General features: G+C 40.0%; 8 protein-coding genes. 5 read left to right on the top strand and 3 right to left on the bottom strand.

Annotated features, from left to right (window positions below):
* The coding region (locus tag FD50_RS06690) for a SpaA isopeptide-forming pilin-related protein (RefSeq protein ID WP_056960899.1) at positions 1 to 4,790 on the bottom strand (4,790 nt) is incomplete at its 3' end.
* A gap of 304 nt (positions 4,791 to 5,094) precedes the next feature.
* Between FD50_RS06690 and FD50_RS06685 the strand changes: the two genes are divergently transcribed.
* From FD50_RS06685 to FD50_RS06675, 3 genes are all read left to right on the top strand, one after another.
* Positions 5,095 to 5,805 (top strand): aspartate/glutamate racemase family protein, encoded by a 711-nt coding sequence (locus FD50_RS06685; RefSeq protein WP_054757983.1) that lies wholly within the window; start codon positions 5,095 to 5,097, stop codon positions 5,803 to 5,805.
* 218 nt (positions 5,806 to 6,023) lie between these two features.
* Positions 6,024 to 8,786 carry a cation-translocating P-type ATPase gene (locus FD50_RS06680; protein ID WP_390633195.1) on the top strand — a complete coding sequence of 921 codons (2,763 nt, stop codon included), beginning with the start codon at positions 6,024 to 6,026 and terminating at the stop codon, positions 8,784 to 8,786.
* Positions 8,787 to 8,842: 56 nt separating this feature from the next.
* Positions 8,843 to 9,253 (top strand): OsmC family protein, encoded by a 411-nt coding sequence (locus FD50_RS06675; RefSeq protein ID WP_054757981.1) that lies wholly within the window; start codon positions 8,843 to 8,845, stop codon positions 9,251 to 9,253.
* Positions 9,254 to 9,998: 745 nt separating this feature from the next.
* Here the strand turns inward: FD50_RS06675 and FD50_RS06670 are convergent.
* Positions 9,999 to 10,598 (bottom strand): flavin reductase family protein, encoded by a 600-nt coding sequence (locus FD50_RS06670; protein ID WP_056960897.1) that lies wholly within the window; start codon positions 10,596 to 10,598, stop codon positions 9,999 to 10,001.
* 71 nt (positions 10,599 to 10,669) lie between these two features.
* Between FD50_RS06670 and FD50_RS06665 the strand changes: the two genes are divergently transcribed.
* Complete coding sequence (locus tag FD50_RS06665) at positions 10,670 to 11,353, top strand: ArsR/SmtB family transcription factor (RefSeq protein WP_056960896.1); 684 nt, start codon at positions 10,670 to 10,672, stop codon at positions 11,351 to 11,353.
* Here the strand turns inward: FD50_RS06665 and FD50_RS06660 are convergent.
* Positions 11,345 to 11,905: a TetR/AcrR family transcriptional regulator gene (locus FD50_RS06660; RefSeq protein WP_054757979.1), complete on the bottom strand. Its 561-nt coding sequence runs from the start codon at positions 11,903 to 11,905 to the stop codon at positions 11,345 to 11,347. The genes FD50_RS06665 and FD50_RS06660 overlap by 9 nt on opposite strands.
* Before the next feature lie 245 nt (positions 11,906 to 12,150).
* Between FD50_RS06660 and FD50_RS06655 the strand changes: the two genes are divergently transcribed.
* Positions 12,151 to 12,909, top strand: coding sequence for a tyrosine-protein phosphatase (locus tag FD50_RS06655; protein ID WP_056960895.1), 759 nt, complete (start codon positions 12,151 to 12,153; stop codon positions 12,907 to 12,909).
* Positions 12,910 to 13,253 lie beyond the last annotated feature (344 nt).

The following is a 13,253-nucleotide window of genomic DNA, read 5'->3' as shown; positions in this document are numbered from 1 at the left end:
ACCGCACCAGACAATGTCTTTCCTGTATCACTATCTGTTTTGGTTAAGACCACTGAGCCTGTCTTTTCGGCATTCGTTGCCGAAACTGTGGCGACCTTAACTGTTGTTTGTAGTTCAACTGTGAAGTTCAATTTGGCATCGTTTAACTCATATCCTGCAGGAGCACTTGTTTCTTTAAAGTAGTAGTCCCCTGGTTTCAGCTCAGCAACTTTGATCTGTCCAGCTGCATCGGTGGTTAAGCCACTGGCAATTTTTGTACCATCTTTTTTGTAGAGATCAAAGACTGCGCCAGACAATGTCTTTCCTGTATCACTATCTGTTTTGGTTAAGACAACTGCACCCGTCTGCTTAACGTTAGCAGCTGAAACCGTCGCAACCTTAGTTGTGATCTGTAACTCAACTGTAAAGCTGAGCTTAGCATCATTTAATTCATACCCAGTTGGAGCCTTGGTTTCCTTAAAATAATAGTTACCTGGCTTCAAATTATCGACTTTAACCTGCCCATCTTTACCAGTCGTTAAGCCTGTTTTAATCAACTTGTCGTTACTATCGTAGAGACTAAAGATCGCGCCTGATAATACTTTACCGGTATCACCATCTGTTTTGGTTAAGACCACTGAACCAGTCTTTTCACTGTTTACCGCAGCTACCTTTGCAACTTTAGCAGTCGTTTGCAACTCAACGGTAAACCCGTAATGCGTGTCCTTATTAAAATCATAACCAGCTGGGGCTGCTGTTTCAGTGAAGTAATAATCACCAGGCTTTAATCCAGCATAAGAGATCTGCCCGTTGCTATCGGTCTTCAAATCACTAGCTACTTTTGTCCCATCTACTTTATACAAATCAAAAGTTGCACCCGGCAACGATTTATTAGTATCACCATCTGTTTTGGTCAAAACAACAGCACCTGTTTTTTCTGCATTATAGGCTTTAACAGTCTGTTGAATATTATCAGCGTTGACCGTAAATTTATGCTGTGTTTGATCTAAATCGTAGCCAGCTGGCGCAGTTTTCTCGACTATATAGTAATCACCGGCGTCTAATCCCGAATAGGTAACTTCTCCCTTATCATTAGATGTCAAACCACCTTTTACTAAGGAACCATCTTTCTTATAAAGATCAAAGGTTGCACCAGAAAGTGGTTTCGTAGTATCACTATCAGTTTTCTGAATAGTGACTTTGCCTTGTGTATTTTTTTCATTAATAGTTACGTTGCTGTTAGCGTCTGCGTTAGCATAACTAATCGTAATTTCCTTACCTTCAGCTAAATCTGAAGAAATCACATAACCATCGGGAGCACTCGTTTCAACCAGGATGTACTTACCAGACTTCAAGTTATTCCAACCTAATTTACCGTCAGTTCCTGTGGTACCACTACGGAGCAACTGCCCCTTTTTACCACTATTATCAGCGTAAAGTTCAAACCCAGCTCCTGCCAAAGCTTTTTTATTATCTGCATCAGTCTTATTAATTACTAAATTAGTATTCTTACCAGTTGCAGACCCGCCATTATTAACAATCTGTGTCTGGGAAGTTGTTGTCTGACTAGTCTCTTTTTCACCATTACCAGCAACTGTAACTGAATTACTGAGTGTATCGTTTGCCAGCCCAGAGTTAATCAGTGAACGATAATGAACTGAATAAGCGGACGTAATTTCATTTAAGAAGCTTATTTTCAATTCCTGCTTGCCAGTCAAAGCATCCGTTGTCAAATCGACTTTATAATCTTTATTAAGCTGAAGCGGGTTAGCAGTATCCTCAGTATAATTACCCTTTGCATCTACCTTAGTTGGATAAATCACAACTGATTTTTCATCAACAATCTGATTCTCAGAGGGAGTATCATCAACAACCACATCCTTAAGTTGCGATTGAGCCTTGTTGACCATAATATTCCAAATAGCATATGCAGAGTCAGTTGGATCTTGTTGTCCGCTCTTAGTTGCTAAACTACCACTATTCGGGACTGCGACACTTGCATTTAAATTGCTAGACTTAGAATCATTAGTATAGGTGGCGGTATTATTATAAGTTTTTTGATCAATTACTTTGCCCGCCAAACTAGTTTCGTAAACCAATACATATGCTTTAGTACTGCCCTCAGGTAAAGCAGCTGTGATTGTCTTAGAATCTTTATTATAGTTGATCGTAGCATTAGTTACTTCATTGCCCTTTGTGTAAGAACCGCTTGCATTGATAGTTGCTTCATATAATTTAGCACTACCATCAACATAGTCTTGATCACCTTTGATGGGATCAGTGATTGAAGCATTCTTTAGCGTTCGTTGATTGTAGTTACCCACTACAGTCCAAGTAATGTGTTTGTTGACAGCATTGTAACTACCAGACTTACTACCATCATTTTTAAAATTAGTCTGCGGTCCAAAATCCGCACTGCCATTGTTGGTATGATCTTTTCCATCTTTATCTTTCCAAGTAGCTGTGGCAGTATTGGTCCATTTACCGTTACTTGGTAACTTATTAGTCTCAAAACTGGTTTTGTATGATAATGTATACCAATCTTTAGCACTTGTTTTCAAGTTACCTAAGAATTCAATTTTAAATCCGTTACCATCCTTAGTAATCAGGTAATCTGTGCCAGCTTTATAAGTTGTATTAGTGTCTTTATTACGTAGTACAAATGAATCATAGTCAACCGTCAAACCTTCAGGAACTGGATCTGTCAGCGACCAGTTTGACATCTCCTGACGCGCCATGTTGATGTCAAAATTCCATTGTACAGTCTTGGCATTATAATCAACATTTCCTCGGCTTTTGGTCAATCCCTGTTGTCCGACAGTCTGATTACCAGAATCAGCTGTCTTGTCTCCTCCAGAAACAGAGTTACTAATTGTTTGATTTTTATCAATTGGGTCTGTCACCTGCGACTGATACGCGATTTTAACACCTTTGTCTAACCCGTTTGTAAAGGTAATTGTCATCTTTGATTTATCAGAATTATAACTAACTTTATACAAGGATGCATCTACTTGAGTGCCGTCTTCATATTTCAATGTAGGATCGCCACTGAACGCTTGCCCTGCTGACAATGTATCTGTCAGCGAAGTATTGGCCGGCAGCTTCTTTTCGCCATAATTATACTCAATGTGCCAATTATACTTTTGACTACCGTTGTTGTCTTGACCATCATATGTCTTATTTAAGAGTTTGCCATAATTAGCTGTCACGCTCGCCTTACCAGTTGAATCTTTCCCATTATTAGTTAATGTCGCAATATTAGTAAAATTAACACTGCCGCCGTCATCCGGTAACTTGCTGGCATCAATCTCACTTGTGTATTCAATCTTAAATGCTTGGTGTGTTTTAGCGTATTTGCCGATAAAAGTCACTTTTCCGTTTTTATCGACAGTATAGTCAGTTCCTGCAGTTAAAGGAGCCCCAGTAGCTGTCACATTACCCTTTAAATCAACTGTTAACGGATAAACAGCAGTGCTCTTTAAAGTGGTTGGTACATCTCCATTAGTACTTGTAGGCATTGGATCTGTAACTGTGGCGTTATCAAGTTCCTTCCCATTTGTATTAACAGTGACATCCCAAGTAATTCCAGTTGGGTTTTTAGAATTAGTTTCTCCTGTCAGTTTCCCGGCCTTAGCAATATCGTTTCCGCCTGTCGGGTTCACAACAATCTGCGTTTCGTGCGGGCCGTCTTTGGTTGGAATTGTGATTACCTGTTCTCCAGTTGTAGTGGAGCTACTTATGGTAGAAGTGTAATTAAAGGTTCCAGAGATGCTGTCATGGCTTTCAACCTCTTGGTTAAAAGTAAAGGTCACTTTTCCATCAGAAGAAATAGTATATGTTCCATAATCACCCAATTTCCCTGTACCAGGTTTATATTGTATCCCAGCAGGTAAATTAAAACTAAAGTAGTCTCCGGCTTTTAGTTTATAATTATCTTTTAAAGTATTTGGAATTGTCCACTTATAATCCAATTTAATATTGGTATCCGCTGTAACAGCACTAGAATCAACTGTTTTACCGTTTTGATCGGTAAATTCAATCTCAGCAGAGTCTATAATTGTCCCGTTGGAAGAATCTGGAAGGTATTTTGAAAGATCGTTACCTGTTGTTGCAGCCGCTAAGGTCTTAGTTGTTTTATTGGCTGCAGTTGAGCTCTCTTTAGCTGCAGATGATGCTGTGGCTTGACTACTTGCAGCAGATTGGCTTGAGCTACTTGAACTGCTTTTTATAACCGAAGAAGTCTTTGAAGAAGCAGAACTAGTTAATGCTGCAGACGATGAAGATGTCTGAGCAGAACTGGAAGAACTCGAACTTGATGTGCTAGCAGAGCTATTCGCAGTCTGCAGCGTTTCTGAGGTAATACTTTGACTATTCAAAGTAAATTTAAGTGTGCCGCTCGTATTACTTGTACTAGACTGAAAGGCCAGTTTAAGGATGGCATCACTATCAACCCCCGCGTTAACTGTCACGTCCAGCTGATTATCTTTGACAGTATATTGGCCAACTTCCTTATTATTTGTGTCTGTAAGCGTGGTTTCCTTGTCAGTATTTTTTAATACCAGCCCTTCATTCGAAGTAGCTTTCACTTTTGCTTGCGTTGTGGTGGATCCTGTATTCTTAGTATGTATCTTCAGTGCTAATGTTCCTTGTTGATTATCATCCTGTTTTGCATCAATTAATTTAACCGTGTCAGCATTCGTGGAAACTTGGTCATTGGCATCTATTTGAGCAATTGGTGTCAATAACTGTGCTAACAAGATCACTGCCATTATCACAGAGTATAACTTCTGAAACAATTTGTTCCTATTCATTTCTTTTCCCCTTTTTGAGTTTATTATAATATCCACTATTAATTCAGGTAAGCGGCCCAGCAAACATGTTTGTAGTAGATTAACAAGGAAATTATATATTTTTTAACTTTTACAGTCAATTAAAAGGGTATTATATGATACTTAAATCAGAAATTATAGTATTAAAACAAAAGGATGCTTCACATCTAACATTGAATTTTCAGTTTCTTATATTAACCTAAACTACCTAAAAAACAACAATTAAGCAGTAAGTCTTAATTGTTGTATACTAACAACATAACTAATGGAGAAAGGACCGCTGCATATGTATAAAATTGGTTTGGTTGGAGGTATGGGACCAGTCTCAACTGTCGATTATTATCAGAAGATCATTGCCGGCTTTCAGAGAAAAATGCCGCATGCCTGTCCGCCCATTGTCATTGATAGTTTAGATGTTTTTTCCCTGCTTAACCTTGAAGAAAATGGACGCAAAGCTGAATTAACTGCTCAATTGGCCGCAAGTATCACCAATCTAAAAAACGCAGGCGCCGATTTTGCGGTATTAACCGCTAATACACCACACCTTGTTTTTCCTGAATTAAAAAAATGTGCTAGCCTTCCGCTACTCAGCATTCTTGACCCAGTACAAAGGGCTATTACTTCCAAGCGCCAGCACACTGTTGGCTTGCTTGGAACCAAGATTACGATGGAAACAGACTTTTATGCTCAGAAAATGGCATCCGCTGATATCCGAGTAATCACCCCAAATTCCGAACAAATTGAACTTATCCATAAAATTATCACTAATGAGCTTGAACTTGGCGTTGTCACTCCAACCAGCAAGCAAAAAGTGCTGACCATTATCAATGCTATGCAGAATAAGTATCAGCTTGAGGGTTTAATTCTTGGTTGTACCGAACTTCCTTTAATGCTTAGTCAAAAAGATGTATCGTTGACACTTTATGACACCGTTGAACTGCATGTGAGGGCTATTTTAGAAACTGCACTTAATGAACAGTTTCCAGCATTCCAGTAAAGATAATTAAAAAAGCAGGTGTTGTGTAAGTCATCCCCTGCTTTTTAATAGCAGCAATCGTAAGCGCTATCTTTTAATCGATAACTGTTAATTCGAGTTTGAATTAACGTCTGCATAGGAGTAATTTAGAAGTGAATTAAGCGTTTTTCGTTGTCCAGTTTTTTTATGTAAGTGAAAAAGTGCACGTAGTCAGGTTTGAGATGGGAGAAGTGATTTCGTTGAAAAAGATCGGAAAAACTAGTCGAAATTACGCGCAGGCAGAACTTGCACAACTGTATCAGAAATTTGAGACGCAACCACATGGATTAACCAGCGCACAGGCAGCCGCTCGTTTGCAGCGCTTTGGCCCTAATACCATTCAACGTACTAAAAAGCAATCACAGTTTAAGCAATTTCTGAAGAATTTTACCAGTCTGATGGCAATTTTACTGTGGATCAGTGGATTGGTCGCAATTTTGACCAATACTATTGAACTGGGGATCGCCATTTGGTGTGTTAATTTAATCAATGGCTGTTTTAGCTACTACCAACAGCATGCCGCCCAAAAAGCAACAGATTCAATGTTAGCCATGCTACCAGTCTTTACGCAGGTTTACAGAGATGGTCAATTACAGCAGCTCAATGCGACAGAAATTGTCCCTGGAGATGTCTTCTCTATTCAAGCTGGAGACTCGGTGCCCGTTGATGCTCGTTTACTTTCTGCAACTACCTTCCAGGTAGATGAATCTGCACTGACAGGTGAGTCAGTTCCCGAGTCCAAAGATGTTCTTTACGAACCTGGTGAAGGTCAATTTGCAGAAACCAATATGATTTATGCCGGAACAGCTGCTGTCAGCGGTAAAGCGACCGCGCTCGTACTTGCAACTGGAATGCAGACTGAATTTGGTAAAATTGCTGCTTTGACTCACCAACAAAAAAAGACCCTCAGTCCGCTGCAGCGTGAATTAAACCGTCTAACTAAACAACTTTCATTAATTGCATTTTCGATTGGGATTGTTTTTTTCATCGCCGCACTGTTCTTCGTTCATTACACCGCAGCTAAAGCTTTTATTTTTGCGCTTGGCCTGGTTGTAGCATTCATCCCAGAAGGTCTCTTGCCCACGGTAACGCTCTCACTTGCACAAGGTGTCAAACGCATGGCCAAAAAGCATGCCCTCGTCAAAGAATTGAATAGTATTGAGACCCTTGGAGAGACTACCGTAATCTGTTCCGATAAAACCGGAACTCTGACACAGAATCAAATGACTATTACACATGTCTGGACCCCGCTCCATGACTATCAAGTAACTGGACAAGGTTATCAAATTAACGGAAAAATCATGCTGGATAACCAGCCGCTTGCCTCCGCGACAACCAGCGAGCTTGAGAAACTGCTGTTAACTGCCGCGCTTGATAATGACACCAAGCTAGAGCTTAATCAACAAGATCAAAGCAAAAACAAATTAATTGGGACACCGACAGAGGGTGCCTTATGCGCGTTAGTTGGCAAAGCTGGAATAAAGTTGCACACGCTCCAGCAAAAATATCCACGCTTAAAGGAATTTCCGTTTGATTCCAGGCGTAAACGGATGACCACTGTTCATCAAACAACAAATAAAACTTATCTTGTCTTAGTCAAGGGTGCATTGAGTGATTTGCTACCAAAATGTACACATCTTCAGTTCAAAGAACAAGCGATCCCCTTAGATGAGACACACAAACGCAAGATTAACACTGCTAACCAAGATTTTGCTGCGCAGGGCTTGCGTTCCTTAGGCTTTGCTTATAAGGAAATCTCACAAGACCAAGTAAATCTCAATGAATTAACATTAGATGCAGCAGAGAGCGGATTAACTTTTCTAGGATTAACTGCCATGACTGATCCGCCGCGCCCAGAGGCTTATAAAGCAGTTGAAATGTGCCGGCAAGCGCATATCAAGATTATTATGGTCACGGGTGACAGCCCACTGACTGCCAAATCCGTCGCCCAAAAGATTGGCATTACTGCTTCTGAACCAAGAATAGTTACCGGTGCGGAATTAGAAAAAATGTCTACTGACGAACTAAGTCACGCACTCAGTGGTGAAATCATTTTTGCTCGCGTGGCACCTGAACAAAAGTACCGGATCGTTTCAACGTTGCAAGACCAAGGTGAGATAGTAGCCGCGACTGGAGATGGAGTTAACGATGCGCCTGCATTGAAAAAAGCTGATATCGGAGTTGCAATGGGAAAAATGGGAACAGATGTTGCCAAGGATGCTGCCGATATCATTTTAACTGATGACAATTTTGCCTCAATTGTGGCTGCTGTTGAAGAAGGAAGAGCTGTATATAGTAATATTCAGAAGTTCTTACTGTACATCTTAAATTCAAATGTTCCAGAAGCAGTTCCGTCGCTCCTCTTTCTATTCAGCCGCGGAGCAATCCCACTTCCCCTCACAGTTATGCAAATCTTAACTGTCGATTTAGGAACGGACATGCTCCCTGCATTAGGTCTTGGTTCTGAAAGAGCCGAACCAAATGTTATGCAACAACCACCACGTGCTCGCGATGCGCATCTCTTGCGCCGCTCAATCATCTGGAAAGCTTTTGGTTGGTACGGGCTAGTTGCCAGTGCCGTTTCGGCTCTTGCCTACTTTTTTGTTAATATTCAGGCTGGATGGCCACAACAAGTACTAGCAGCAAGTGGTCCTATCTATAAAGAGGCTACAACTATGACCTTAGCCGCAATTGTCTTTTGCCAGATCGCTGCAGTTATGAATTGCCGAACACAAAAAGAATCAGTTTTTCGAATTGGGCTATTCAGTAATCATCAAATACTCATTGGAATCATTTTTGAAGTAGCCTTGCTCTCTATCCTGATCTATACCCCGATTCTACAAGAAGCTTTCAATACTGGAGCAATCGGTTGGCAAGAATGGTGCATGTTATTACTTATCCCAATTCCATTATTTCTAATCGAAGAACTGCGGAAAATGTTTAGTCGGAAATTCTTCAACTAACGTTTGATTTGCTCACGCTCTCTATACTTTGGGCCTAAAAAACAGGAGGAAAAACAATGGAAAAACACATCTTGTACACAACTGAAGCCGTTAACCAAGATGGTCTCAACGGTCAGTCATTTATTAAAACTGGTGGCTTAACAGTAACCGTTAGTAACCCCCTTAATAACAAACCGGGAACAAACCCCGAGCAATTACTAGGATTGTCCTTAAGTACTTGCATGAATGCAACCTTGCAGGCAATTGAACGTGAACACGGACTGGCACATACTGCAGAGGTCCGAGTAACTGTGACGTTAATTAAAGAAGAAAATTTTGCCTTTTTAGTTGTGGCCCGCGTCCGGATTCCAGGAGTACCTTTGAAGACTGCCACGAAGCTTGTTGCGTTGGCTAAAAAACGTTGCCCTGTTTCTAAATTGCTAAGTGGCAGCAGTTATTATCAGGTTCAGGTTGTAGAAGATTATTAAAGAAGAAGTGCCGACACTCAGCGTTTAGCCTCCGTCGACTAAGTCCTGAATTACAAAGTAACCTGAACTTGGTTACGCGTAAGACAGGTTTAGGCACAGGAGGTTGCGGGGTGGAACACGTTAAGAAGTGCGTAAAAAGGCGGGAGACCTTGAAGATTAGCGACAGGTAACGAGGTAACTGAACTTGTTACCGTTGTTACCTAAGCTAAGCATAAAGGGCTGCCTTTTGGAGCATGTTATGAAGAAGTGCCGACCAGCTCCGCTAGACTTTGAGCACTAACACCAAATTGCAAAATAGTCGGGTTATGACTATGCGCAATTTGTGCTTAGGCGCAAAAGCCTGGTGCTGGAAGCACGTTATGATAGAAGTGCCGACACTCAGCGTTTAGCCTCCGTCGACTAAGTCCTGAATTACAAAGTAACCTGAACTTGGTTACGCGTAAGACAGGCTTAGGCACAGGAGGTTGCGGGGTGGAACACGTTAAGAAGTGCGTAAAAAGGCGCTAGGTTTTTGGAACACGTTAAGATAGAAGTGCCGACCAGCTCCGCTAGACTACCAAATTGCAAAATGAGCGGATCTTAAGACTTAATGCATATCAAAAATAAAACAAAGCGGCTGCATCCAAAACTTTAGTTTGGGACTCAGCCGCTTTGTTTTATTTTGTTACTTTTGCATTATGTGTGCTCAGTGCTAAATCTTTGCACGCGCTACTTCATCACCTTTTCAAAAATCTGCACATCTTTTTTAACGTGAAAATTCGGCGAAACGAAAATTTTTGCCCAGCTGGTGCTTAGTTGTCGCATATTCTCTGAACTTATAAATTAGTGGATGCCATTTTTCGACATCAATGTGGGTGCTATCGTATAATAAGTCTTCCAGTACAAAAATAGCTTTAATTTGACATTCAACAATCGCAAAAGTTGCCCGCTTTGTAATTTGTAAAACCGTTGCTTCTAATTGTAATGGACATTCTTTAATTCTGACAGTCTCACCAGTTATTCCTGGTAACTTAGTAAAGTTGCCTAAACCAAATTTATCAGCACAATAGGTGTAGCCGGCCCTTTCTTTGTACCCCGGAATTTCGTGGGTCCCTGTGGTTTTCGCTACTTTTTCGACTTGCTGCCAATGCTCCCCGTCGGCAATATTAAAGGTTAAATTCGTTCCTTTAGCCAAATTCAAGTATCCTTGATTGTGCAATCCAATTCCAAAAACAATCGTCTGATCCAGCGTCCATGTAGAACTCAAAGGGGTTAAATTATCAATCCCTGTGTTAGGATTCTTGGTTGTCATTAAAACTACTGTGGCTCCATAATAAAAAGAGTCTTTAGTTAATTGTTTAAACATTACTCTCACCTCCAGAATAAGAGTATTATAAAAACAGTTCGATGTTTATCGAGATAACAAGGAGGGATCCCATGCCAGAATTACCAGACTTAACCGCCGTGACTAAACTGCTCGCAGATGAATCCAGAGTAGCATTGCTCAGCCTTTTATTGAGCGGACGTTTTCAGACTGTTCATGAATTAGCACATGCTGTCAAGATCACTGATCAAACCGCATCATATCATCTTAAAAGAATGCAGGCCTTAGAGTGGGTCAGTTCTTATAAACAGGGAAGATCTGTTTACTATCACTTGGCCAGCGAACAGCTTGCAGCCCTTTTGGAGAACCTTTTAAATATCAGCCCCCGAAAAAAGATAAACTCATTTAAAAAGAATCAAGCATTCAAAGAACTCAAAGCTGCTAGAAGTTGCTATTCACATCTAGCTGGCGCATTAGGTGTCAATTTCTTAGATTGTCTTTGTCAAAAAAATTTTGTTACTTTCCAACATGAGCAATTAGCATTAACACCCGCTGGTCAACTCTTCTTTAAAGATTTGGGGATCGATATTAACAAGTTGCCGTCAAAAGGTCCCTTGCTTAAACCTTGCTTAGATTGGACAGAACGCCGCTTCCACTTAGCTGGCACACTTGGCAGTGCATTTTTCAAAGAATGCCTACGTAGACAGTGGCTTAGATATACGCCAGCCAGTCGAGCAGTGACCTTAAGCTGGGATGGAAAATTATTTTTTGACAGCCTTAACAATCCACTAGTATAAAATACCTCTTAAGATTAATTGATAAAATGCCTGCAGTGCTTCTTTGAAACTTAGTCCTTCAGCTTTAAGATAAGCTCCATCTAGTAACTGGCGAATTTGCAATTGAATGGTACGTAATAACACCTTTTGTTCAGAAACTGTTAGCAACCTGACATTTTGGTTTTCAACCAAGAAATCAAAGACCATTTTTCCCAATTCATCAACAAAACGCTGCAACTTTTGCCATTGCTCCGGATACAGCCGCTCGAATTCCTGTGAGTAGTTCAAAATTTTGTCAAGATCGTACTTTTCAGGCAATTTGCTCAACTGAATCTGTAATAGGCGTGAAGATGATAGTTGCCTAGTTTCCTTTGGAACATGCCATCTTTTGAAAAGGTCATGAAAGAAGAAAGCCAGAGTTTTATCAATAATCTCTGCTTTCGTTGGAAACATTTTATAAAGGGTCCTTTTACTGATTCGAAGCCGTTGGGCTAATTCAGCAGTAGTAAAACAGGGACCTTTTTCTTCAAGTAAATGAAGAATAGTTTCATAAACTTTTCTGTTCGCTTCCATTTGATTTCGTCCTCATATCTTAATCTTATTTCTAATTAATTATCTAATTTTTGGATTATTCTAATAAAATGTTTAACATGTGCGCTAATTCAATTTTTAATTATTAGTTTAACAATGTAAAGCATATGTAACTGCCTTTTTGTAAAAAAAATGTAATTCTCAGGGGATTTTTCTAAATTTAGTGTAAGATAAGTTTGTAGCAACTTATTTTTTCAGAAGCATAACCCAATATAGGAGTGATTTATTTGACTGTTGAGTACGATAAAACAACGAGCATCACGAACTTAAGAGATATCGGAGGTTACACTGCTGCACAAGGACGTCTCAAGACAGGAGTCTTCTTTCGCAGCGGCGAGTTATGCAGCCTCACCAGTGCTGATGCAACTTTTTTGGAAAAGGATTTAAATCTGAAAAAAATCTATGATTTCAGACGCCCCGCGGAGATTGAAACTCGTCCAGATGTTGCCTTGCAAAACGTTGCTTATGAAAATATCAGTATCATCTCTTCACCTGGCCAAGCCAATCCGAGCCTCAAAAATATGGTTATCACAGATGATATCGAAAACTACATGCTCTCAGTTTACTCAGAACTCGTCTTAAGCCACTCAGCCCAAGACGGATATCACAAATTCTTAAATGAGCTTTTACACACACCACAACCGATCATCTTCCATTGCTTTGCAGGTAAAGATCGCACTGGATTTGCCGCTGCGTTATTATTAAAAATTGCGGGTGTCGGAACAGATGATATTTACGCTGATTATTTGAAAACTAATGAAGCCCGCAAAGCTGAAAATGCCCAAATTTTGCAGCAATTTGCGACCAAATTATCTGACACAAAACTAAAAGCGTTAGCTGTCTCCTTGAATGTCAAAGCAGAGTACCTGCAGTATGCCTTCAAATTAATCCGAGAAAAATTCGGTAATTTTGACAACTACCTTAAAGGTGGGCTTAATTTAGAAGACGGCTATGCCGAAAAGTTCAGACAGTTGTATCTCAGCTAATTTTTCTGCTTCAGCGCACGTTAAAAGACACATAGTTAACACCGAGCTAATGTTTGAAAACAACTCCCAGGATGTTAAACATGTGCTGACAGCAACTTGATTCGTTGCAGACATAACTCTAAATTTTCTTATTAGTAGATTTTTATGGGCCAATTACTTTTTAATATCGGCTACTTTAGTTGATTTTAGCAGAGGCGAGACCTTAAAAACACCTTGTTGAACTCATTTTATTTTTAAATTTTCTTATTTAAGAATAAAACCATACAAAAAAGTACAACACTTTCTGACTTAGACTGTTTAAACAAGCATTTGAAACATGGTAAAAACTAACTGAAATTTTAAAA

The sequence above is a fragment of the Liquorilactobacillus satsumensis DSM 16230 = JCM 12392 genome, assembly GCF_001435195.1.
In the GTDB taxonomy this organism is placed as follows: Bacteria; Bacillota; Bacilli; order Lactobacillales; family Lactobacillaceae; genus Liquorilactobacillus; species Liquorilactobacillus satsumensis.
The sequence above is the reverse complement of the archived record's forward strand: the minus strand, read 5'-3'. Positions and strand labels throughout refer to the sequence as shown.